This is a genomic window from Thermotoga sp. KOL6 (assembly GCF_002866025.1).
Taxonomy (GTDB): Bacteria; Thermotogota; Thermotogae; order Thermotogales; family Thermotogaceae; genus Thermotoga.
This window is the reverse complement of the sequence record NZ_LNDE01000001.1, coordinates 535,055-558,539: the sequence shown is the minus strand read 5'-3', so window position 1 is coordinate 558,539 and position 23,485 is coordinate 535,055. Positions and strand designations below refer to the sequence as shown.

Here is a 23,485-nt window from a genome sequence, read left to right as displayed (position 1 = left end):
TATGGCTAAAGGTTCGAAAGGTTACATAGTGGGTGTTATGGGTCCCGTTGTAGATGTGAAATTCATGGAAGAAGATCTGCCTGATATATTCAACGCTTTAGAAGTTGTGAACCCTCAAACGGGTCAAAAGGTTGTTCTCGAAGTGGAACAACTCATAGGAGATGGAGTTGTGAGGACTGTCGCAATGGATTCTACGGATGGTCTCACAAAAGGGTTGGAAGTGGTCGATACAGGTGAAGCGATAACAGTTCCCGTAGGGAAAGAAGTGCTTGGAAGAATTTTGAATGTGATTGGAGAACCTGTGGATGAAGCGGGAGAGATAAAGGCTGAGGAGAGATGGCCAATTCATAGGCCGGCTCCGGAACTTGTGGAGCAATCGACTGAAATAGAAATTTTGGAAACAGGAATAAAGGTAATCGATCTGCTAGCACCATTCCCAAAAGGTGGTAAGATAGGGTTTTTTGGTGGTGCCGGTGTTGGAAAAACTGTTCTCGTTATGGAGTTGATCAGGAATATTGCCATAGAACATAAGGGGTTCTCCGTTTTCGCCGGTGTTGGAGAGAGAACAAGAGAGGGTAACGAGTTATGGTTAGAAATGCAAGAAAGTGGAGTGTTAGGAAACACCGTTCTCGTTTTCGGTCAAATGAACGAACCGCCGGGAGCGAGGTTTAGAGTGGCCCTCACAGCTCTCACAGTGGCTGAATATTTCAGAGACATTGAAGGAAGAGATGTTTTGTTGTTCATAGACAACATTTTCAGGTTTGTTCAAGCGGGAAGTGAAGTTTCCGCTCTGCTCGGAAGGATGCCTTCTGCTGTTGGTTACCAGCCCACCCTCGCAACAGATATGGGAGAACTTCAAGAGAGAATCACTTCCACGAGAAGGGGATCGATCACGTCTGTTCAGGCGATATATGTCCCTGCGGATGACATAACGGATCCTGCACCGGCAACTACTTTTGCACACTTGGATGCCACCGTTGTTCTCTCAAGACGAATTGCAGAACTTGGTCTGTATCCTGCTGTCGATCCTCTCGATTCTTCTTCTAAAATACTCGATCCCGCCGTTGTGGGGAGAGAACATTATGAAGTGGCGCGTGGAGTGCAGGAGGTACTCCAAAGGTACAAAGATCTTCAAGATATCATAGCGATACTCGGAGTTGAGGAATTGTCTCCTGAGGATAAGCTCATCGTTCATCGCGCTAGGAGAATCCAAAGATTTCTCAGTCAACCCTTCCATGTTGCGGAGAGATTCACAGGAAGACCGGGTAGATACGTACCTATTCAGGAGACTATAAGGGGATTCAAAGAGATACTCGATGGAAAGCTTGACGATGTCCCTGAACAGGCGTTTCTCATGGCAGGGAACATTGATGAGGTCAAAGAAAGAGCCAAAGAGATGAGGAGTTGAAACCGTGAAAGTGAAGATAGTAACCCCTTATGGAACTGTGTACGACAAGGAAAGTGATTTTGTGTCCTTTCGAACAATAGAGGGGGCCATGGGTATCTTGCCAAAAAGGGCTCCCATAGTCGCACAGCTTTCTGTGTGTGATGTGAAGGTTAAATCGGGTGAAGAAGAATATCACCTCAAAGTTGCAGGGGGATTTCTTCGGTGTGATGGAAAAGAGGTGATCATAATAACTGAAGAAGCGGGAAAAGAAGAAGATATCTCACCGGATAGATTCATGGAAGCAAGGGAGAGAGTGGAAAGGGTGAGAAAATTCTTCCAATCTTTGTAATTGACAGTGCTGTGACTATAGGAGATGGTTGGGAGCTTCCTTTCCCTATACGAACGATCGGTATAAAGGTTTACTTGGATGACAAAGAATACACAGATGGAGTGGATCTTAACTCAGAAAGTTTTTACAACTTATTCAAAAACGCAAAGGAGTTTCGAACGGCTGTTCCCTCTCCGGTTGAAATGGAGAGGGTGTTGCGTGATATAATCTCTGAAGGTTACACCCATATTTACTGTGTCCATCTTTCATCCAAACTGAGTGCCTTCTACAATGTTATGAAGAGTGTGGTAAAGCGTTTAGAAAAAGAATTTCCAGAAGTGAGTTTCAAAGTGATCGATACTAGACAAGTATCGATCGGTTCAGGATACGTTTTATTGGAGTTGATGAAGGCTATAGAAAGAGGGGAGCACGATTTAGAAAGAGTGGTAAATGAAATAAACAGAAGAATAAAGATACGATTCTCAGTCCTCGAATTTAACTATCTAATAAAAAGCGGAAGAGTCAAGACTGTAGTTGGTATTCTTGGTAATCTTGCGAAGATTTATCCTATATTGAGCATAGAAGATGGGGAACTGAAAGTCGTTGCAAAAAAACGGGGTCTTAAGAGTGTGATTGAAAGGATTGTGAGAGATTTGAAAGTTAAAGGAAGAAAAAAATTAGGATTAGCCTACGCTGGCGAAGAAATGAAAGAGATAATTTTGGATATGAAAGAGAAGCTGTTAGATGAAGATGTGAAAGGGGTGGACATGGTCAGATTACCCCCTACTCTTGCTGTGCATTCTGGGCCGAAAATGTTCGGAGCAGGGATTCTCATACTCGAATAGGGAGGTGTTCACATGGATTACAGAATAACAGGGAAAGGTGTGGAGATATCGGAAGCCATCAAAAATTACCTTGAGAAACGTCTCGATAAAGTAGATAGGGTTATTTACGACGATGAACTTGTCTCTTTCAATGTTAGGATAGAGAGAGACGGGAAAAATCAGTACGTTGTAAAATTCAACATGAATTTGAAGGGCAACATCATCAATGTGGAGGAAAGGAATCCAGACATTTATACAGCGATCGATTATGCATGTGATGCCCTCGAGAAACAAGTGAAAAGACTCAAGGAGAGGATAAAGAATCATGATCATAGGAAAACCTTGTTGCCCAAAAAGTCGGAAGAACCGGGGGAGTTTACACCCTCCGATAAGATTTCCTCTGTAAGAAGAGTTTCTCTCCTCAATTTGGATCTTGACGAAGCCGTCATGCAGTTGGAAGAGTTGAACCACAAATTCCTTGTTTTTAGGAATGTGAACACAGGAGAGATAAACATGCTCTACAAAGGTGAAAATGGAGACATTCATCTCATCGAAATGGTCGAATAGTTTGGAGGTGTTCAAGATATAAAGGAATTTCTATTAAACGTACAGCCCGATAGCCTTTCCTACGCTATTTTGAACGAAGAGGAACTTGAAGAAGTTTTTTTTGATGAGATAGAGACGATAACAGGAAAAATTTATCTTGGAAGAGTCGAGAGGATAGTTCCTGGGCTTGAAGCAGCTTTCGTGAAAATTGGTAAGGGAAAGAACGGATTTTTGAAACTGAACGAAGTAAATGAGTCGTACAAGAAAACGATCTTAAGAGGTCAAGAAATAACAGAAGGGGCAAAAGTTCTTGTCCAGGTGAAAAAGGATGCTTCCGGTAAAAAAGGGCCTCAAGTAACAAGTCAAATAGGTGTTGCTGATAGATTTGTTGTAATTTTTCCTTTCAAAAAAGTAATAGGGGTCTCCAGAAAGATAGAAGACAAGATGGAGAGACGCCGGTTGAGATCGCTTGCTGTTGATTTAAGGAAAAAGTACGACGTAGGAATTATTGTGAGAACGGCTGCAGAAAGTGTGGATGAAGAGGAGATAATAAAGAACTTCCAAGAAACTTTGGAAAAATGGCATCGCATTCTTCAAAAATTCAGGAGGTCGAGAAAACCCAAAGTTTTGTATGAAGAAAATCCAATAGAACAGGTCATAAGAGAAAAACTCAACTCAAAAATCGACAAACTGGTTTACAATGACAGATCGTTGTTGGGAATCTTGGAAAAATATATTCAGAATCTTCCCAAAAAACCAGAATTGATTTATACAGAAGGAGATCTGTTTGAAAAGTACTTCATTTACGATCGACTGAAAAGGCTTCTTTCAAGGACTATCCCACTGAAAAGTGGTGGGAACATAATCATAGATAAAACAGAAGCGCTCACAGTAATAGATGTGAATTCCGAAAGTTACACGAGTGCGGAGAGTCAAGAGGAACTTGCGCTGAGGACAAACATGGAAGCAATTGAAGAAATTGTTCGACAGTTGATTTTGAGAAACATCGGAGGAATAGTGGTGATAGATTTCATCAAGCATCGAGACCCTAGAAATTACGAAAGATTAGTTAATTACTTCAGGGAGGTTGCGAAAAAGGACGGTGGCAGAATCGAAATCTTTGGATTCACAACTTTGGGACTTTTTGAAATAACTAGGAAGAGAACGGTTAAACCTTTGGATGCTCTCCTCTTTACCAAATGTCCTGTATGTTCTGGAACAGGAAGAGTGATCTCTCAAAGGATCATCCTGAAAAGAATAAGGGAAGATCTAAAAAAATTCAAAGGTTCTGAAGAAATCATTTTAAAGGTTCATCCTAACATGTCAGGTTATTTTAAAAAAGAGGATGTGAAAAGACTGCAAAAAGAGTACAGGGTAAAAGTAACACTCGATTACAGCTGGAGTGATCCAAATTCTTACGAACTCATAGTAAAGACTAAGAAAGGAGGAAAGTGAAATGGAAGTATCCATGGATCTCATCAAGAAGCTCAGAGAAATGACAGGTGCCGGTGTACTTGATTGCAAAAAGGCTCTCGAAGAGGCAGATGGAGATATCGAGAAAGCAGTGGAAATCCTTAGAAAAAAGGGAGCTGCTTATGCCGAGAAGAAAGCAGGGAGGGCTACAAGAGAAGGAATAATAGTTGCGTACGTTCATTTCAACGGAAGAATCGGTGTTTTGCTTGAAATGAACTGTGAGACGGACTTCGTAGCAAGAACGGATGAGTTCAAAGAACTTGCTTACAACTTAGCCAAACAGGTAGCCGCGATGAAACCACAGTATGTTAGAAGAGAAGATGTACCAGAAGATGTTATAAGGAAAGAAAAAGAGATTTACAAGGCACAAATAAAAGACAAACCAGAACATGTTGTTGAGAAGATCGTCGAAGGAAAGCTTGAGAAATTCTTCGAACAAATGTGTTTGTACGAACAGACTTACATATTCGACGAGACAAAGAAGGTTAAAGACCTAATAAACGAACTCATAGCGAAGACAGGAGAGAATATAAGAGTTTCAAGATTCACAAGATACGAAATCGGAGAAGAAGGGTGAGCAAGATGCTCACCCTTTTTTTGGAGGTAAGATCATGAGAGTGATGGTGAAAATAAGTGGGGAGGCACTTTCGGGAGAGGGAAACAAGGGATTCGATCAGGAAAAAATAAAATATTTGGTTTCTGAGATAGAGAAAGTAGTTAAAGCAGGATACAAAATTGGGATAGTTACAGGTGCAGGTAACTTGTTCAGAGGAATTGAGCTTAAGGATCTTTCCATGAAAAGAGCGGACCAGATAGGTCTTTTAGGAACTATCATGAATGCTATATACTTGAAAGATCGATTCGAAAAAAATGGACTGAAAGCAAAAATCTTCTCACAAATAGTGAATCTCCCTGATATCGAAAAGGTGAATTACGATTCCATTGAAGCCGCCCTTCAAGATAATTTCATCCTTATTTTTGCGGGTGGAACGAGCAATCCGTTTTTTACAACTGATACCGCAGCGGTCTTGCGTGCTCAAGAAATGGGTGCAGAGATTATAGTGAAGGCAACAAAAGTGGATGGAGTTTACGACAAAGATCCAAAGAGATTTCCCGATGCAAAAAAAATAGACAGATTGACTTTCACAGAAGCAATGAGGCTGGGACTTAAAGTTATGGATGCAGAGGCTTTTGCTCTGTGTAGAAAGTTGAAGATCGTGGTAAAAGTTATCAACTTCTTCGAACCGAACACTCTTTTAAGGGCTTTAAAGGGGGAAAAAGTGGGGAGCACAATCTTACCTGATTAATCTACGTACTTGCCTTTCGTCTCTCTTCCAAAAATCAGAACAATTATTCCGCTAGCTATTGCCATCGCAGAAATCCATATAAGAGTTTCTGCGATACTTTTTCCTTTTTCCATCATAAAGCCAGTGTAATAGGGTGCTATTATACCTGCTATTCTCGCCCAGACGCCTGCTGCTCCATTTCCTGTTCCTCTGAGGGACGTTGGATAAAGTTCAGGGGTGTACGCGTAGACCAATCCCCATACACCAAGGCAGAAGAAGGAAAGTATCATGGCCGAAACGAGTAAAGAAATATTGCTTTGCACGTTGGCCCAGAGCAGAGCAGCGAGTCCCGTTCCTATGAAATACACAGCAAGCGAAGGCTTTCTACCCCATTTTTCAATAAAATAAGCCGCGGATAGATATCCAGGCAATTGTGCCACCATCATATAGAAGGTGAACCAAGAGGATTTGACAACACTTACTCCTTGAGAAGCAAATATCCGAGGTGCCCATGTGAAGAGCGCGTAATAAACAAAACTAACGGTAAACCAAGTAATCCATATGACTATCGTATCTTTTAAATGTTCCTTTTTCAGAAGAGAAAATAATGGTACTCTTTCTCTTTTTGGAAGTTCTATTTCCTCTTTCACGTCAACTCCCAAGACCTTCCTTAATCCATCCTTTCCTCTTTTTAAAAAAGCATATTTGGGTGTTTCGGGCATTCTGAAAAACACGGGAATGAATAAATAACCAACAGCAAATATCCAAAAAATCCATCTCCAATTTGGAAGAACGTTTACTGCGAACAAACCCATCAAAATGCTCCCAATCGCCCAACTTGATTCTAAAAGAACCAGATATCTTCCTCTGATAGCGGTGCTCGTGAATTCAGATAAGTAAGCATTGAAAGATGGCATGAGACCTCCGTATCCAAATCCGGACAACAGTCTCAAAATTGCTAGTGTGGTAGGTGATTGAGAGAATCCAGACAAGAAGGTGAAAGTAACGGTAACGATGAAAAAGATAAGATTTGATATCTTCCTTCCGAAGAAATCAGCTATGAAACCAACGGAAAGGGCACCTAATAACATTCCCATAAAAGTAACGCTTGCTATCGTGGCTCCCTGGGTGGGGGAGAGATTCCATTCTTTTATCACGTAGGGCAGTACGAAAGAAAGGAGCATAACACCGGCTGCATCAAACATCCAAGCAATCGAAGTGAATATCAGAAGCTTTCTCTGAGTGTTTCTTTCAACGTATTTTTCAACGATTTCATCTATTCTCATTTTTTCACTCCTCCCCTACCAGAAAACCTCTTTTTTTCAGCTCTTTTAAAATTTTCTCCATAGTTTCTTCGTCCGGAGCTTCTATAGTGTGAAGATGTACTCCACCAGAGAGTGTTAAAAGGGGTTCCGTCTTTGTCATTTCCATGAGACTCACGAATTTTAGAACTTCTTCTTCGGATGAAACGTCTATTATTCCGCGTATTTCGCCATATACGGGATGTTCGACGATTACGTCTACCACCCTTCCACCGTTCCTCACGATACAAAGTAACTCTTCTTTTATGCTTTCTGGTGAATGTTTCACAGCTATTAGCTTGGAAATTTTGGACCTTCCTCCGCTGAGTACGTAACCCCTCGGGGTAGAGATGATGTTGTACCCGAGGCTCCTCAAATAAGCGATATCCTGGACAATCACTTGTCTGCTAACTTTGAGTTTTTCTGAAAGTTGAGAACCACTAATCGGTTCTTGAGCTTTTTCAAGAACTTCTAAAATGGTTTTCAATCGCCTTTGCTTCACATCTTTCATGATCATCACCGTAGATATATTTTACACCTGCTGTAAAATAATGACAAGTATTCAACTTCATCAAAGTTAACCTCTTTTTAATTGTCTTCCTTTTGAAATGCTGATACAATTGAGCTAAAATGATATAGTGACCCGACGGAGGAGCGCCTGAGATGAGTAGACTGTCCCTTCAGGGGAGGAATAGGGGGCAGTTGAAAGGCGAGGGCGCCGAAGGGTGTAGGGTTCCTCCCACCCTACACGCCTGGGGGTACGGGGAATACCCGTACCACTGTCACGGAGAGTCCTCTCCGTGGAGAGCCGGTCGGGTCTGAAATCAAAAAAAGATTTCAGACCTGATTGGGCGTCTCTTCGGGGAGTGAAGAGACGCTTTTTTCATTGGTGTAAGGAGGGATGAGAGTGAAGGTAGGAGTGGTAGGTGCCACAGGTGAAGTTGGTAGAACAATGGTGAAAGTTCTCGAAGAATTCGACGTGCCTGTTACAGAATTAAGATTGTTTGCCTCAGAAAGATCTGCAGGAAAAGAATTGGAATTTAAAGGTAGAAAAATCAGGGTAGAACTGCTTACGGAAGACGCTATGAAATGGAAATGTGATTATTTCTTATTCTCAGCGGGAGCCAGTGTGTCTAGGAAGTTTGCACCGATCGCTTCAGAAAACGGCGCAACAGTTATCGATAATTCCTCAGCCTTCAGAATGGAAAAGGATGTTCCTCTCGTTGTGCCCGAAGTGAACTCCCATCTTCTTGAAGGGTACACGGGGATAATAGCAAATCCAAACTGTTCTACGATTCAAATGATACTTTCCATTTACAAATTACATGAGGTTTACGGGATAAAAGAAATTTTTGTGGCTACCTATCAATCCGTTTCCGGTGCGGGTCGTAAAGGAATCGAAGAACTTCTCGCGCAAGAGAGAGGGGAGAATATCTCGAAGGTTTTCCCTAAACCGATACATAGAAACGTTATTCCCTTGATCGGGGACATTCAAGATAATCTCTTCACTCAAGAAGAAATGAAAATGGTGAACGAGACGAGGAAAATATTGAATGACTATTCAATAAAAGTCTATCCAACGACGGTGAGAGTCCCCGTTCTCTATGGACATTCTGAGGCTATCATGGTACGATTTCGAAAACCCTTTGAATCGTTGGAGAGAGTTAGAGAAGTTATATCCTCCGGAGAAGATGTTGTTGTGACGGATGAACTGATCACTGCTGTAGATGTCACTGGAAAAAATGAAACTTACGTCTGTAGATTGAGAGCAGGGGATGAAAACACCATACTTTTCTGGAATGTAGCTGACAATATTCGTGTTGGAGCGGCAACGAACGCTGTGAGAATTCTCTTGAAGCATGCAAAAATGAACGGAAGGATGTGAAAAAATGCGGTGTTATTCTGCAAATGGAAACACTTTTCTTATAGTTGACAACACGAACAATACCATTTCAGAAGAAGAAAAACCAGACTTTGTAAAGAAGCACGTTGGTGAATTGGATGGAGTTATATTCGTTGAAAAAGCAGACAGTAAGTTCTTTATGGACTACTACAATCGGGATGGAAGCATGGCTACTTTTTGTGGGAACGGAGCGAGAGCTTTTTCGAAATACCTCATGGATATGGGATTGATAAACGTCAAAAAGTTCACTTTTCTTTCAAGAGCAGGTGAGATCAGGGTTTTAGTGGAGGATGGTATCTGGGTTAGAATGCCAAAGGTTTCTGAAAAAAAGCGTTTGGCCATTGACGATTACAGTGGTTACCTCGTAGTAGTTGGTGTACCTCACTTTGTTATTAGAATGAAAAATGTTGATGAAATCGATGTAGAGAAATTGGGAAAGTATCTCAGGTCCAAAACAGGAGCAAACGTAGACTTCTACCAAGTGTTTCCAGACTTTTTAAAAGTGCGAACCTATGAACGTGGTGTTGAGCGAGAGACGAAGGCCTGTGGAACTGGAATTACCTCCGTTTTTGTAGTCCACAGAGATGAAACAGGTATGAAAATGATGAAAGTGCAGGTTCCAGGCGGCATTTTGTATGTGAAGGAAGAAAATGGGGAAATCTTTCTAAAGGGGGATGTGAGAGTATGTTCAGAGGAGTAGGAACTGCCATAGTCACACCGTTCAAGAATGGAGAAATTGACTTTGAAGCTTATGAAAAGCTTGTCAATTACCAACTCGAAGGTGGGATCAATGCCTTGATCGTTTTGGGAACGACAGGAGAAGCACCCACGGTGAGTGACACAGAGAGAGAAAAACTCATTTTGAAGACTTTAGAACTTGTGAATGGGAGAATACCTGTGATAGTTGGAGCGGGCACGAATTCCACAGAGAAAACCCTAAAACTTGTTAAACAAGCGGAAGATCTCGGAGCAAACGGTGTTTTGGTGGTTACACCCTACTACAACAAACCGACACAAGAAGGTCTATATCAGCACTATAAATACATCTCTGAAAGAACGGATCTGAAGATCATCGTGTACAACGTTCCTGGAAGAACAGGGGTGAATGTTTTGCCGGAAACCACTGCAAGGATCGCAGCCGAGCTGAAGAACGTTGTTGGAATAAAGGAAGCGAATGGAGATATAGATCAGATAGACAGAACAGTATCCTTGGCGAAATCTGCCAGGAGTGACTTCATGGTTTGGTCCGGTAACGACGACAGGGCCTTCTATCTTTTGTGCGCGGGTGGAGATGGTGTTATTTCTGTGGCATCTAACGTGGCTCCAAAGCAGATCGTGAACCTCTGCTCGGAATTTTTCAATGGGAATTTGGAGAAGTCCAGAGAGATACACAGGAAATTTAGACCTCTTATGAAGGCTCTTTTTGTAGAAACAAATCCTATACCAGTCAAGGCAGCACTTTATCTCATGGGATTTATAGAAAATGAATTGAGATTACCTCTCGTCCCCGCAAGTGAAAAGACAATGGAATTGCTCAGGGGAACTCTCAAGGAGTGTGGTCTGTTATGAAGTACGGAATTGTTGGATTTTCAGGTCGAATGGGTCAAGAGATACAGAAAGTCTTTTCGGAAAAAGGTCATGAACTTGTTTTGAAAGTGGACGTGAACGGAGTAGAAGAAATAGGAAGTCCAGAGGTTATTGTCGATTTCTCGTCTCCCGAAGCTCTGACTACTACTGTGAATCTGTGTCGAAAATATAAATCAGGCCTCGTTTTAGGAACAACGGGATTGACGGATGAACATTTCAAATTGTTGAAAGAACTTTCAAATGAAATACCAGTCGTTCAGGCTTACAATTTTTCGATAGGTATAAACGTTTTAAAAAAATTTTTGGCGGAGATTTCGAAAATCCTGACTGACTGGGATGTAGAAATAGTGGAAACGCATCATCGATTTAAAAAAGATGCTCCTTCCGGAACAGCCATCCTTTTAAAGGAGGCTCTTGATAAAGAGATTACAATTCATTCTTTGAGAATTGGGGGAGTACCTGGAGATCATGTAGTTGTCTTCGGGAACATCGGCGAGACGATAGAAATAAAACACAGGGCGATTTCTCGGACGGTTTTCGCTATAGGTGCTTTGAAAGCAGCAGAATTCGTTGTCAACAGAAGGGCAGGTCTTTACAGTTTCGAAGAAGTATTGTTTGGAGGTGAGTGAATTGGATGCCAAAGAAATCATAGAGATGATATCTAAAGCAAAGAAAAAGACACCCATAATTGCTTACATAAAGGGGACTCTCTCAGATATCGATTTTTCTAAATTCAAATTCTTTGGCAATAGTAACTTTGGTATCCTTTTTGGAGAGTACGAAGATTTCAAAGAACTTTTAGAAACGCACAGAGACAGAATAGAAGACTACCATTTGGAAGTGAAGGCGAGAAACTCAGCCCTTCCACTTGCGGATCTCACGAGATACAGAGCCAGAATAGAGCCAGGTGCAATCATAAGAGACATGGTGGAAATAGGAGAAGGAGCGGTGATCATGATGGGGGCTGTTATAAACGTTGGAGCAGTGATCGGAGAAGGTACCATGATCGATATGAACGCGGTTATCGGTGGGAGAGCTATCATTGGGAAGAGATGTCACATTGGAGCGGGAGCAGTTGTTGCTGGCGTTATAGAACCTCCCAGTGCGAAGCCTGTCGTCATAGAGGATGAGGTGATTGTAGGTGCGAATGCGGTGATTTTGGAGGGGATCACTGTCGGAAAAGGGGCGGTTGTTGCAGCCGGTGCGGTTGTGACAAAGGACGTGCCTCCCCACACTGTAGTTGCTGGAGTTCCCGCTCGTGTGATCAAGCAAATAGACGAGAAGACGAAAGAGAAAACGAAGATTGTTGATGAACTTAGAAATTTGGAATGAATGAGTGGAGGTTGTGAAAATGAAGATCGTAGTTCAAAAATATGGAGGTAGCTCTGTTGCCACTCCGGAAAGGATAAAGAATGTCGCAAAAAGGGTGAAAAAAAAAGTTGATGAAGGTTATAAAGTGTTGGTTGTAGTTTCCGCAATGGGGAAAACAACTGATAACCTCATAAAATTGGCAAAAGAGGTTTCTCCAAAACCCGATGTAAGAGAACTCGATATGCTTCTCGCAACTGGAGAACAGGTTTCTGCTGCCCTTCTTTCAATGGCTTTGAAAGATCTTGGTGTTAAAGCGAAGTCTTTTAACGCATTTCAGATCAGGATAAAAACCACTTCTCATCATACGAGTGCCCGGATAATGGACATAGATGACAGTGTGATACGAGAGAATTTCGAAAATTACGATGTTCTAGTTGTCACAGGTTTTCAAGGCATCAACGAAAGTGGGGATCTCACCACGCTTGGTCGAGGGGGATCGGACACCTCCGCAGTGGCTCTTGCTGCGAAACTTCGAGTACCGTGTGAAATATACAGTGATGTAGACGGCATATACACATGTGACCCGAAAATTCATCCGAGAGCCAGAAAGCTTAAGTATATAACCTACGATGAAGCGTTGGAACTCACCGCTCTCGGTGCGAAGGTTCTTCATTCAAGATCCATCGAAATTGCGAAAAAGTATGGTATTCCTATTTATTGTGCATCTTCTTTTATTGAAGAGGAGGGAACTATGGTGGTAGAGAGGCTCCCCGAATGGTTAGAAGAACCGGTTGTCACCGGCGCAGCGATTTCTCATGGTCAAATAAAAGTTTCCATTTCCTTCCTTCCAAAGGATGTTAGGTATGTAACTGCTATATTCGAAGAGGTCGGAAAGAAAGCATTGAATGTAGACATGATATCGTTGGTGCCCTCCAACGGAAACGTGTTTCTATCTTTTACAATATTGGAGGATCATAAAGACGAACTAGACGAGGCTTTGAAAGAAGCTTTGAAAGGTGTAGAGGGATGGCAATCTTCCTACGAGGGTGGTTTTGCCAAACTCTCTATTGTGGGTGTTGGTATGAGGACAAGTCCAGGGGTAGCAGCGAGATTTTTTGAGGCTTTGGAAAAAGTAGGAGTGGCACCAGAGCTCGTTACCACCTCCGAGATAAAAATCTCTTGTCTCGTACCAGAGGGCAAAGTGGAAGAAGCTTTAAAATCTGTAATCAAAGAGTTTAATCTGTGAGGTGGCATGATGGAGATTTTGAAAAAGGCTGCTAGTTTGTATGGCACACCTCTTTATGTGTACTTTGAAAGTACTATACGTGACCGTGCTTCGAGAGTAAAAGAAGTTTTCCGAGGAACGAATCTCTTTCCAACATTCGCCGTGAAGGCAAACAACAATCCTGTACTCCTAAAGATACTGAAAGAGGAAGGTTTTGGAATGGATATCGTCACAAGAGGAGAATTCATAGCAACGAAACTTGCGGGTGTGCCATCAACTTCCATCGTCTGGAACGGAAATGGAAAGAGCAGAGAAGACATGCTTTATCTTCTAGAAGAGGGTGTGAAGATTGTCAATGTAGATTCTTTTGAAGAGATGGAGATTTGGAAAGAGATCAGACCGAAAGGAGTTGAGTTTTTCGTTAGGGTTAACCCAGAAGTAGATGCACGAACTCATCCCCACATATCAACAGGTCTCAGAAAGCACAAATTTGGAATACCTTTGGATTCATTGGATGATTTTATGAGAGAGTTTTGCGATATGAATATAAAGGGACTTCATGTTCACATTGGTTCCCAAATAACAGAAGTAGAACCTTTTCTCGAAGCGTACGAAAGAGTCGTCGAGATGTCAAAAAAATATGGTTTCGAAGAGATAAACATAGGTGGCGGTTGGGGAATCGATTATGAAGGTAAAGAGTTAGATCTTGAGGAGTATAAAAAATGTGTTGTCCCACTTTTCCGTGAATACAAAAGAGTAATTGTTGAAATCGGAAGATTCGTCATCGCACCCGCTGGTTTTCTCGTGTTGAAAGTGATTCTCGTTAAAAGAAGAGGTGACAAGGTATTCGTCGTGGTGAACGGTGGTATGAACGTGCTCATACGACCTGCTTTATATTCAGCGCATCACAGAGTTTTTGTATTGGACAAAGGAAACTTTTCACTGAAAGCAGATGTTGTGGGGCCCTTGTGTGAAAGTGGTGATATCATCGCACTCGACCGTTATCTTCCAGACGTTAAAAAAGGAGATTTGATAGTTGTAGAAAATACAGGAGCATACGGTTATTCCATGGCGAACAATTATAATTCAACAACTAGACCCGCAGAAGTTCTGGTGAAGAAAGACGGGACTATCTCTCTTATAAGAAAGCGGGAAACGGACTTGGACATTTTCAGGAACGTGGTGATGTGAAAATGAACGAAATCGAACTGAGACACCTTTTACATATGAATCCGGAGCTATCGTTTGAAGAGTACAAAACGAAGAAAATACTGCGGGAAGCGATAGAAGAAATAGGATATACGAGTATACGGGAAGTGGCAAAAACCGGTTTGGTAGTTGAAAAAAAGGAAACAGAAGGACCATACGTCGTTTTGAGAGCAGAGATGGATGCTCTTCCCATAGAGGAAGAAACAAACTGGGAGTATGCATCCCAAAACAGTAACATGCATGCCTGTGGTCATGATTTTCATATGAGTGCTCTCTATGGTGCAATGAAAAGTCTAAAAGATACGAAGAAGAACTTCCTTTTTGTTTTTCAGCCCGCTGAAGAAACTGGGGGAGGAGCAAAGGAGGTAGTTACTTTTTTAAAAGAAGAGTACAATATAAAAGCGGCTATAGGATTTCATGTAACTGATGAATACGATTTCGGTACAGTGGCATCCCGTTCAGGAGTTTTGTTTGCTTCAGCTACAGAATTCGATGTATACTTTAAGGGAGTACCTGCTCACATTGCTTTTTTCGAAAGAGGACGAGATGCATTGAAAACAGCAGTATCTTTTCTGCATTGGTTGTACAACGAAAAGTGGGATGTTCTCGTTGGTGTTGGCAGAATTTCAGGAGGGCGTGTCAGAAACGTTGTTCCGGATGAAGTGATTTTGGAAGGAACTATAAGGAGTGAGTCTTTGAATATAACGGAGTCGATTCTCTCGGAGATGGAAAAGGTTTTGATCTCTCTTAAAAGAAAAACAGGAGTTACGTTTTCTTTGAAAAAGGGCAGTGTTTATCCGGAAGTTCGAGTTGATTCAAAACTTTTGGAGATTTTAAGAGTTGTTTGTGGAAAATTAGGATTCAGATTTATTGAGTGTGAGATGAAGAGAACAGGAGAAGATTTTGGATATTTCTCGCGCGTCTTCCCTTCACTTTCTTTTTGGTTTGGGGTGGGAGAGGGGAAAAACAGATTCGGCCTTCATCATCCTCGTTTTCTTCCAAAGGATGAGTATATACCAAAGGCCGCAGAATTTCTTACCGCCCTTGCGGTGTTGATATGAGGAGATGAGAGATATGACGTTAGAAGAGATTGTGGAGCGCTTGAAAAGAAAAAAGATAAAACTCACCACTCAGAGAATGGAAGTCATAAAATTTGTATCTGAAATGAAAAAAGGGCACTTTGAAGTGAAGGATCTTTTCACAGTTCTCTCGAAGAAAATTCCCTCTCTTTCTATAGCTACGCTTTATAGTGTTCTGTATCTTTTGGAAGAACTCGGCGTGATTTATTCTTTCAGTGATGGCCAGAAAACAGTTTTCGATTTCAACCCGGAGCCTCATGCTCATTTTATTTGCAAAGAATGTGGAAAAATAGAGGATGTCGAGATAAAGAAACTGGAACTCGGTGAAATCAATGGAAAGCGAGAGAAAGTAGAGTTGATCGTAAAAGGAGTGTGTGAAGACTGCTTGAAGAAGGTGAAACCTTGAGATATTTAACTCAGCTCTTGTCCGTTCTTCTCATCCTGATTGGGTTTGCAGGAATGTTGGGTTTGATGGTTTTTTATCTCTTTTCACCTTATCTTCAATCACTGTTTAGCATTTCCTTCCCCGAGATTTTGCCTTTGGTTCTTTTGATGTGGTTCCTACCGTTTTTCTGTTCAGGCGTGCTCCTGAATTATTACGTTTCTTCCGGAAGCAAATGGCTTGTAGTCGTTGGATTTTTAGTCCTTTTTCCCTCCTTTGTAAGTCAAGTTTACGGATTGTATTCTCTGTGGAATATCCTGTCCAAGTTTTCTCTTTTTTACTTCCTGTCACTTTTCTTCACAATGATTTCTCTTGCATTCTTTCTGACGATAGTTAGGAGGGGATGAATTCTGAGAGTTTTGGGAATAGTAGTTGAGTATAATCCGTTTCATAACGGCCATCTCTATCATTTGGAATCGGCTAAAAAGTTGGTGAATCCTGATTGTGTTGTTGCAGTAATGAGCGGAAATTTCTGTCAAAGAGGAGAACCTGCCGTTATAGATAAATTTGCACGTACTGAGATTGCTTTGAAGATGGGGGTAGATGTTGTTCTGGAATTGCCCACCGTTTTCGCCGTTCAAGATGCAGGGGGATTTGCGTTGGGAGCGGTGAGCACGTTAGATGCCACTGGTGTTGTAACAGATGTGGTCTTTGGTAGCGAATCCAATGATATAGAGTTCCTTAAAAAAGTATCTCATGTGCTTTTTGAACAGCCTGAGGAGTTTCAACGGTTTCTCCATGAAGAGCTAAAAAAAGGATATTCTTTTCCGAACGCCAGGAAATTTGCGTTGATGAGATATTTTGCCTTGAAGGGCTGGAACGAAAAAGATGTTCTGAGGCTTGAAAAATCGAACGACATTTTGGGAGTGGAATATTTGCGTGCAGCCCTTCAAATAGGTTCCCGAATCAAATTTCACACAATAAAAAGAGTTGGAGCTGAAGAAAAAGATACATCCTTCAAAGGCAAATTTTCGAGTGCAACAGCGATAAGGAATCTGCTCCGAGAAAACAAGTGGACCGAGGTGAAAAGTTCTCTTCCTAAAACGTCCTATGAAATCCTCAGAAGGGAAATTGTAAATGGTAGAGGGCCTATCTTTCTTGAAAATGTAGGAAATTTCATGCTTTCTTTCTTCAGATTGAAAGACGTGAAGTTTTTTGAAAGTATTCATGGATTTTCCGAAGGATTGGAGAAAAGATTCTTTGTATGTTCCAGGTGTGTAGGTTCCTACAAGGATTTTCTCGAGTGTGTTAAGGCGAAAAGATTTACCTTTTCCCGAATAAGGAGACTCGCGCTCTTTTCTGTTTTTAACATGAAGAAAGAGTTTGTTGAAAAGAGCAATAAGAAGGGACCTCAGTACATCAGGATACTTGGTTTCACAGAAAAGGGAAGAAAAATTCTGGCGGTCATGAGGAAGAGGTCTAAACTTCCCGTGATAACAAACATGTCTCTCTATAGAAAAGTTGTTGAGAAAACAGAGCTTCCTATAGATAAAAACCTTTCCATAGAACAACTCTTACTGGATGTAAAAGCAACGAATTTCTACTCTTCCTTCTTTCCTTCAGAAAAGGATAGAAGTAGTGAAAGAGATTTTTCCATTCATCCTATTTTTCTAAGAGCTGAAATATAGAATGGTGTAAGTGTTTCGTCGGGGAGTATCAAAAATCCATATCCATCCCAAATTCCTTCCACGTCGTACCTTCTTAGTTCCTCTCTAACGTCGATTATTTCCACGTTTTTTGTTCGATCAACGAATTCTTTTACAACTCCTGTATTTTCCTCCCATGTTACAGTACACGTACTGTACAAAAGGATTCCTCTTTCAACTAAGAGTTCCCATACCTGAGAAATCATTCTGGATTGTCTTTCGGCGAATCTTTTGAACTCTTCTTTCTTCATCCTTCTAAGTACTTCTGGATGATTCCTGGCGGTTCCCAAAGAGGAACAGGGAGCGTCTAGGAGAACGCGGTCGAATTTGGTTTGGATGTATTCTGTGGCACGCTCAGCATCGACAAGTTTCGTTTTTATGGATGAAAGTTTCAGACGTTTGGCGTGTTTTTCCACAAGTAGTAACCTCTCCGTGGTCACATCAGTTGCTAGAATTTCTCCCTCATCCCTCATCAGCTCTGCAATGGCCGTGGTCTTGCCGCCAGGTGCTGCACAAGCATCTAGAACCTTCAAACCCGGTTTGAGATCCATGAGCAAAGGAACGAGCTGTGAAGATTCACCTTGAACGCTTGCAAGTCCTTTCGTTATGACTATCGAATTGTTTAAAGGTGTTCCTACCTTCTTCACAACGACAGAAAAGGGTGCATGTTTTCCGTGTGTAGCAGTGCTTCTTTCGGATGAAAGTATCCTTACAACTTCTTCTCGAGTAGTGGTGAGAGGATTCACACGTAGAGTAACAGGGAGAGGTTCTTGATTCCACTTCATGATCCTCAATACAGCCTCTTTCGGAAGAAAGGACATCCAATAGTCAACAATCCAGCGTGGATGGGAATATATGAGGTGAATATCTTCAGGTTCAGGCAGAACTTTCAGTTTTCTCAAAACAGCATTAACCAATCCTTTGAAACTCGTATTTTTTACTAATTTCACCGTTTCACTCACAGCCGCGTAATCTGGCACGCTGTCCATGAAAAGAAGTTGATAGGCTCCCATTCTGAGTGCTACCCTCACTGCAGGGGGAATGTCAGTTTTTTTGAGCAACCGATTTATATACCAGTCCAGCAGCTCTTCTTTCCTCACAACTCCCCAAACGAGTTCCTTGAAGAAACGTCTGTCTTTATCGTTCAAAACAGAGAGGACGCTGTCTACGTCCTCTCTGTTGATGAACTTTTCTTTTTCGTACTTTCTCAAAAGTCGGTAGGCGAGAAGTCTTACGTTCGTTTTCATCTTCTATCACCGAAAAGTCCTGCTAAAATTATCATTCTGAGTAACTGGAGAAAGGCTGTTAAAGACGATGCAACATAAGTGAGAGCTGCTGCCCCAAGAACTTCTTTAACGCCTTTCAGTTCGTATTCAGGCATCAACATAGATGTTTCCAACAGTTTCACAGCTCGTCTGCTGGCGTTGAATTCTACTGGGAGTGTAACAAGGGTGAAAAGCACGACCAATGAGAACAAGATGATGCCCAATCTTATCAAGAAAGGTGTATAGAAAAGGAACCCTAGAACGAATATTATCCAAGCAAGGTAAGAGCCTGTTGTGGCGGCAGGAACCATCATGTTTCTTAGTGCAAGCAGAGGATATTTCTCTGCGTCTTGGATGGCATGTCCTACCTCGTGAGCCACCACTCCAAGAGAGGCGACGGAAGTACCCTTGAAATTTTGTGGAGACAGTCTGAGTACTTTTCTCACAGGATCGTAGTGGTCGGTAAGAAAACCTGATACGATTTCTATTTTTACATTGTAAATGCCAGCATTTTCAAGCAATCTCCTTGCGAGCTCATAACCTGTGAGCCCCAGGGAAGATCTCACTTTGGAATATTTTGTGTATGCAGCTTGGACACGCATCTGTGCCCAAAGAGCCAAAAGAAGTCCTGGTACGAGGATAATAAAGGTCGGATCGAATAGGAAAAACACTGTTTCACCTCCCTTAGCCGAACACATGCACCACCAGACCACTCAAAAGTTTCGGTTCAAACCAGGTAGATTTTGGGGGCATTGTTTTCCCTTCGTCTGAGACTCTCATGAGTGTTTCTATGTTCACAGGGTAGAGAGCGAAAGCTACATCGAACTCTCCTCTGTCAACGATTCTTTCGAGTTCACAAAGGCCTTTTATTCCCCCTATGAAGTCTATTCTATCGTCCTCGCGGGGATTGGATATTCCAAAAACCGGTTCGAGCAGTTCTTTTTGTAGGATGTTCACATCTAGACTTTCAACTGTGTCTTTTGGTATTTTCTTCGGTGTCAAGGTGTACCATTTTTTATCTCCTGTATACATAGTGATTTCGTGTTCTTTTGAAGGTCTTGCAGGTAGTACGTAAGACCTGTAAACTTCAAACTTTTCTTTTACTTTCTCTAGAAGTTCAGCGGGTTTATAATGGGTTCGAACCACTCTGTTGTAGTCAAAAATCCTGAGTTGATTGTGAGGGAAAACGGTAGCCATGAAATAGTTATGAGGCCCTTTTCCTATTTCTGCATCGAGAATGTCACTTACTCTAACGGCTGCCGCTGCTCTATGATGGCCATCTGCTATGTAAAGCTCATCTATTTCATCGAAAAGTTTTTTTATTTTCCTGATCTCTTCATCGTCTAAAACGACAAAAAATTCATGGACAACATCGAGATCATCGACTATTCTGTAAAGTGGTTCTAAGGATTCCGAAAGTCTTTTCAATTTCTCGTCAAGATCGTTCAAGGATCTGTAAAACAAGAAAACCTGGCCTGTATGCGCTTTCGTTCTTAAAATATGTTGCACTCTTTCTTCTTCCTTCTTTTTGCGGGTGAGTTCATGTCTCTTAATTCGACCTTTTTTATACTCTTCCACAGGAAAGAGAGCAACCAGACCCGTCTGGACATGATCCCCCATTTTCTGGCGGTAGATGTAAAAAGCTTCTTTTTCCTCTTGTACAAGGATTCCTTTTTCTATAAAGTCTTCCAAATTTTTCCTGGCCTTTTCCATGTCTTCAGGAGTGGGATCCATTTCTATTTCGTGTATTTCTGCTTCAATGCGAGTTACTCTGAGGAAACTAATCGGATTGTTCCTGATAGTCTCTTTGGCTTCAAGAAAAGAAATCACGTCGTAAGGTTTAGCAACGAAATCTTTGGCTACATCTTTCCTCGGCCTGAATCCTCTGAAGGGTTTGATTTCCATTCCTTCCAAACCTCCTCCGTGTATTTCTTCTGTTTCTCGAACATCTCTTTCGAATTTTTATCTTCAAATTCGTGATCGTATCCTGCAAGGTGTAACAACCCATGTACAACCACTTCTATCAATTCTCTTTCGAAAGGGACATTGTATTCGATGGCGTTTTCTTTGACCACATCGAGGCATACGTAAATCTCCCCGTAAACATCTTCATCAAATAGAGGAAAAGTAAGAACATCGGTTGGATAATCCTGATTACGGAACTCTTTGTTCATTTTCCTTATTTCATTTTTATTTACGAAAACCACGTTCACGTTTACTTCCCCTATCTCTTCCTTTGCTATCTCCTCAAGTTTTTCTTTCACTCTCTCTAAAAGCTCTTTCCCTTCACCTAGAATTTTGATCATTTATCCTTACCACCTTTTGTTTCTTTCCTTCTTCCGGATATTCTATTCTGGAACTGAAAATATTAACGAGAACTTGAAGAAACGCATCTGAGATTTTTTCTAACTCGCTCAAAGTGATTCCCGATTCATCGAGTTGCCTTTCAAAGAAAATGGACGATATGACATCTTCCACACATTCTTTTATTTGGGATACAGATGGATTTTTCAAGCTTCGCGAAGCTGCCTCCACGGAATCGGCAAGCATTATGATAGCGGCTTCTTTGAACTGCGGTTTTGGTCCTGGATATCTGAATTCCTCCTCAGCAATGTCTTCGAATTTCTGCTTAGCTTTGTAATAAAAGTATTTCTGGGATCTTGTCCCATGATGTTGTGGTATTATGAACTCTACGAGAAGAGGTAAGCGATATTTTCGTGCCAGCTCCACTCCATATTTAACGTGTTCATTGAGAATGAGATGACTCAACGAAGGGGTTATCTCTTCGTGAGGATTTTTGCCATCTCTGATGTTTTCTGTGAAAAAATGAGGTCTCTTCATCTTCCCTATGTCGTGGTAATAAGCTCCTATTCTAGCTAAAATTGGGTTTGCTCCTATCTTCTCTGCGGCCGCTTCCGCTAAATTTGCCACTATGACACTGTGATAATAAGTACCCGGTGATTTCATGGCAAGCATCTTAAGCAGCGGGTGGTTTAAATTTCCGAACTCGATGAGTCCGAGATTGGAGTAGAGGCGACTTGTGTATTCAACGTAGGGAAGAATTCCCAGTACCAAAATCCCAGAGAAAATTGGGTTGAGGACAGCAGCCACGAGATCGTAGTCGGTGTACTCTATTTTCATTCCCAATTTCATGAACAAATGCGTTCCAAAAAGCACCAGAGAAGTCAAAACAGAGGATTTCAAAACATCGAGTCTTCTGTCTGCTCTCGAGAGAGTTCTTGAGGCTATAAAGGCCGTTAAAAAGAAAGGAAGTGTGAGCATTACATCCATGTGCCATCTATACATGGCAATAGCGGAAAGTAACAAACCACTCGTTAGAGCGATTTCAGAATTGAACAACAAACTCATCAGCGCAACAGGTACGTAGAGAGGTGTCATGAAAGGGCCAATTTCCGGTAAAGACAATCCAATAAATGCTCCTCCAAGTGTGATCAACGACAGGTGTGTGTAGAAGAAGACATCACTTAAGGAATATTTTCTGAAATGTTTGACACTCATTTCCACTAGAGAAAACCATATTACGAAGATTACAACGACTTCGTAGGCAAAGCTCAGAGGTCGGAATCCTATCCGAATACGTGATATCAAAAGTGTGAGTGTAAGTGTTATTAGAGTTGTTAAAATGCGCTTTCGACCCTTCATGACTTTCTCGACCTTTCGTACTCTTCGTATGCCTTGATTATTTTTTTCACAAGAGGATGCCTCACAACATCGCTTTCATCCAAATATACGAACTCTATTCCCGGTATTCCTTTTAGGATTTTCTGGCACTCTATAAGACCCGATCTTTCTTTTTCTATATCGACCTGAGTTATATCACCAGTTACTATCGCTTTGGAGTTGAAACCGAGTCTTGTTAGAAACATCTTCATTTGTTGATAAGTGGTGTTCTGTGCTTCGTCCAGTATGATAAAAGAGTTGTTCAGCGTTCTGCCTCTCATGTAAGCAAGAGGAACTATCTCTATGATTCCTCTTTCGCGATAGCTATTGAATTTGTCTGGAGAAGTGATATCAATGATGGCATCATAGAGTGGTCTGAGATAGGGTTCCACTTTTTCAGCCAAATCTCCTGGCAAAAACCCAAGCTTTTCGCCGGCTTCAACGGCTGGTCTCGTCAGAATGATCCTGTTTACTTTTCCTAACTTCAGATAATCCAGAGCTACGGCCACTGCCAGATAAGTTTTCCCTGTGCCAGCTGGTCCTATGACAAAGATTACATCGTTTCTTTCAATCGCCTCAATGTACCTTTTCTGTCCTAAAGTTTTCGGTTTTATTTTCCTACCAAGAATAGGACCACCGTTGTTTTTTGAGAAAACTTCTTTCACACTTTCAGAGTTCGACACTTTTTCTACCAGGTATTCAAACTCGGTCCAATCTAAAAGATGGCCATCTCTTGTGATAGTTATGATCTCATCTAGTACACGGTGCGCTGCATCTACGTTTTCAGCGTTATTCCCTATTATGAGAATTTCGCTGTCCCGAACGGACAGCTCTACGTTGAACATCTTCTTGAGATACTTCGCACGCTTGTCGTACTGTCCAAATATTTCCAAAACGGCCACATCTTGGGGTATTCTGACTTTTTTCACAGTACTCGTACTTCCACCTCCAAACCATTCTGTTATACTCTATTTCAAGGAAATTATACTACA

General features: G+C 41.6%; 26 protein-coding genes and 1 riboswitch. Of the genes, 18 read left to right on the top strand and 8 right to left on the bottom strand.

Annotated features, from left to right (window positions below; all coding sequences use genetic code 11):
• Position 1: 1 nt before the first annotated feature.
• The 7 genes from atpD to pyrH all read left to right on the top strand — a co-directional run bounded on the left by atpD (position 2) and on the right by pyrH (position 5,865).
• Positions 2–1,408, top strand: coding sequence for a F0F1 ATP synthase subunit beta (gene atpD / locus AS005_RS02965; protein WP_101510188.1), 1,407 nt, complete (start codon positions 2–4; stop codon positions 1,406–1,408).
• Between the two features lie 4 nt (positions 1,409–1,412).
• Positions 1,413–1,736, top strand: a complete 324-nt coding sequence (locus AS005_RS02960) for a F0F1 ATP synthase subunit epsilon (RefSeq protein WP_101510187.1) — start codon at positions 1,413–1,415, stop codon at positions 1,734–1,736.
• Positions 1,737–1,783: 47 nt separating this feature from the next.
• Positions 1,784–2,560, top strand: a complete 777-nt coding sequence (locus tag AS005_RS02955) for a DegV family protein (protein WP_233186236.1) — start codon at positions 1,784–1,786, stop codon at positions 2,558–2,560.
• A 12-nt stretch (positions 2,561–2,572) separates the two neighbouring features.
• Entirely contained in the window at positions 2,573–3,106 is a 534-nt protein-coding gene (hpf, locus tag AS005_RS02950; RefSeq protein ID WP_101510185.1) for a ribosome hibernation-promoting factor, HPF/YfiA family, read from the top strand.
• Positions 3,107–3,175: 69 nt separating this feature from the next.
• Positions 3,176–4,540 (top strand): ribonuclease E/G, encoded by a 1,365-nt coding sequence (locus AS005_RS02945; RefSeq protein ID WP_101510184.1) that lies wholly within the window; start codon positions 3,176–3,178, stop codon positions 4,538–4,540.
• A 1-nt stretch (position 4,541) separates the two neighbouring features.
• Positions 4,542–5,135, top strand: a complete 594-nt coding sequence (tsf, locus tag AS005_RS02940) for a translation elongation factor Ts (protein WP_101510183.1) — start codon at positions 4,542–4,544, stop codon at positions 5,133–5,135.
• 34 nt (positions 5,136–5,169) lie between these two features.
• Positions 5,170–5,865 carry a UMP kinase gene (pyrH, locus tag AS005_RS02935; RefSeq protein ID WP_101510182.1) on the top strand — a complete coding sequence of 232 codons (696 nt, stop codon included), beginning with the start codon at positions 5,170–5,172 and terminating at the stop codon, positions 5,863–5,865.
• On the opposite strand, the gene AS005_RS02930 is transcribed toward pyrH, so the two are convergent.
• Entirely contained in the window at positions 5,862–7,130 is a 1,269-nt protein-coding gene (locus AS005_RS02930; protein WP_101510181.1) for an MFS transporter, read from the bottom strand. The two genes, pyrH and AS005_RS02930, sit on opposite strands and share 4 nt — an antisense overlap.
• Positions 7,131–7,134: 4 nt before the next feature.
• Complete coding sequence (locus tag AS005_RS02925; protein WP_101510180.1) at positions 7,135–7,662, bottom strand: transcription repressor NadR; 528 nt, start codon at positions 7,660–7,662, stop codon at positions 7,135–7,137.
• A 122-nt stretch (positions 7,663–7,784) separates the two neighbouring features.
• Positions 7,785–7,965: riboswitch (Lysine riboswitch) on the top strand.
• An 87-nt stretch (positions 7,966–8,052) separates the two neighbouring features.
• Here AS005_RS02925 and AS005_RS02915 point away from each other — a divergent pair.
• Genes AS005_RS02915 through AS005_RS02865 form a run of 11 tightly spaced genes read left to right on the top strand, consistent with a single transcriptional unit; the run spans position 8,053 to position 17,529 of the window.
• A complete protein-coding gene (locus AS005_RS02915; RefSeq protein ID WP_199203819.1) occupies positions 8,053–9,030 on the top strand; it encodes an aspartate-semialdehyde dehydrogenase in 978 nt (325 codons plus the stop codon).
• A 4-nt stretch (positions 9,031–9,034) separates the two neighbouring features.
• Positions 9,035–9,748 (top strand): diaminopimelate epimerase, encoded by a 714-nt coding sequence (gene dapF / locus AS005_RS02910; RefSeq protein ID WP_101510178.1) that lies wholly within the window; start codon positions 9,035–9,037, stop codon positions 9,746–9,748.
• Positions 9,733–10,617: a 4-hydroxy-tetrahydrodipicolinate synthase gene (gene dapA / locus AS005_RS02905; RefSeq protein ID WP_101510177.1), complete on the top strand. Its 885-nt coding sequence runs from the start codon at positions 9,733–9,735 to the stop codon at positions 10,615–10,617. The genes dapF and dapA overlap by 16 nt, the downstream gene beginning before the upstream one ends.
• Complete coding sequence (gene dapB / locus AS005_RS02900) at positions 10,614–11,264, top strand: 4-hydroxy-tetrahydrodipicolinate reductase (RefSeq protein WP_101510176.1); 651 nt, start codon at positions 10,614–10,616, stop codon at positions 11,262–11,264. The genes dapA and dapB overlap by 4 nt, the downstream gene beginning before the upstream one ends.
• 1 nt (position 11,265) lies before the next feature.
• On the top strand, positions 11,266–11,967 hold the full coding sequence (gene dapD / locus AS005_RS02895) for a 2,3,4,5-tetrahydropyridine-2,6-dicarboxylate N-acetyltransferase (protein ID WP_199203818.1): 702 nt from the start codon (positions 11,266–11,268) through the stop codon (positions 11,965–11,967).
• A 19-nt stretch (positions 11,968–11,986) separates the two neighbouring features.
• Positions 11,987–13,192 carry an aspartate kinase gene (locus AS005_RS02890; protein ID WP_101510175.1) on the top strand — a complete coding sequence of 402 codons (1,206 nt, stop codon included), beginning with the start codon at positions 11,987–11,989 and terminating at the stop codon, positions 13,190–13,192.
• A gap of 9 nt (positions 13,193–13,201) precedes the next feature.
• The gene (gene lysA, locus AS005_RS02885) at positions 13,202–14,362 is read left to right on the top strand and encodes a diaminopimelate decarboxylase (protein ID WP_101510174.1); all 1,161 of its coding nucleotides are present in this window, start codon (positions 13,202–13,204) and stop codon (positions 14,360–14,362) included.
• Positions 14,363–14,364: 2 nt separating this feature from the next.
• Positions 14,365–15,441 (top strand): M20 family metallopeptidase, encoded by a 1,077-nt coding sequence (locus tag AS005_RS02880; protein WP_101510173.1) that lies wholly within the window; start codon positions 14,365–14,367, stop codon positions 15,439–15,441.
• 13 nt (positions 15,442–15,454) lie between these two features.
• Positions 15,455–15,865, top strand: a complete 411-nt coding sequence (locus AS005_RS02875) for a Fur family transcriptional regulator (RefSeq protein ID WP_101510172.1) — start codon at positions 15,455–15,457, stop codon at positions 15,863–15,865.
• Positions 15,862–16,248 carry a hypothetical protein gene (locus tag AS005_RS02870; RefSeq protein ID WP_199203817.1) on the top strand — a complete coding sequence of 129 codons (387 nt, stop codon included), beginning with the start codon at positions 15,862–15,864 and terminating at the stop codon, positions 16,246–16,248. Before AS005_RS02875 ends, AS005_RS02870 begins: the two co-directional genes overlap by 4 nt.
• 3 nt (positions 16,249–16,251) lie before the next feature.
• Positions 16,252–17,529 (top strand): nucleotidyltransferase, encoded by a 1,278-nt coding sequence (locus AS005_RS02865; RefSeq protein WP_101510170.1) that lies wholly within the window; start codon positions 16,252–16,254, stop codon positions 17,527–17,529.
• Here the strand turns inward: AS005_RS02865 and AS005_RS02860 are convergent.
• Genes AS005_RS02860 through AS005_RS02835 form a run of 6 tightly spaced genes read right to left on the bottom strand, consistent with a single transcriptional unit; the run spans position 17,499 to position 23,422 of the window.
• Positions 17,499–18,794 (bottom strand): 16S rRNA (cytosine(967)-C(5))-methyltransferase, encoded by a 1,296-nt coding sequence (locus tag AS005_RS02860; protein ID WP_101510169.1) that lies wholly within the window; start codon positions 18,792–18,794, stop codon positions 17,499–17,501. The two genes, AS005_RS02865 and AS005_RS02860, sit on opposite strands and share 31 nt — an antisense overlap.
• Positions 18,791–19,483, bottom strand: a complete 693-nt coding sequence (locus tag AS005_RS02855) for a zinc metallopeptidase (protein ID WP_101510168.1) — start codon at positions 19,481–19,483, stop codon at positions 18,791–18,793. Before AS005_RS02855 ends, AS005_RS02860 begins: the two co-directional genes overlap by 4 nt.
• 13 nt (positions 19,484–19,496) lie before the next feature.
• A complete protein-coding gene (locus tag AS005_RS02850; RefSeq protein ID WP_101510167.1) occupies positions 19,497–20,717 on the bottom strand; it encodes a DUF1015 domain-containing protein in 1,221 nt (406 codons plus the stop codon).
• Positions 20,672–21,118, bottom strand: coding sequence for an rRNA maturation RNase YbeY (gene ybeY / locus AS005_RS02845; protein WP_101510166.1), 447 nt, complete (start codon positions 21,116–21,118; stop codon positions 20,672–20,674). The genes AS005_RS02850 and ybeY overlap by 46 nt, the downstream gene beginning before the upstream one ends.
• Positions 21,099–22,475: an HD family phosphohydrolase gene (locus tag AS005_RS02840; protein ID WP_101510165.1), complete on the bottom strand. Its 1,377-nt coding sequence runs from the start codon at positions 22,473–22,475 to the stop codon at positions 21,099–21,101. The genes ybeY and AS005_RS02840 overlap by 20 nt, the downstream gene beginning before the upstream one ends.
• Complete coding sequence (locus AS005_RS02835) at positions 22,472–23,422, bottom strand: PhoH family protein (protein WP_233186211.1); 951 nt, start codon at positions 23,420–23,422, stop codon at positions 22,472–22,474. The genes AS005_RS02840 and AS005_RS02835 overlap by 4 nt, the downstream gene beginning before the upstream one ends.
• Between the last annotated feature and the right edge of the window lie 63 nt (positions 23,423–23,485).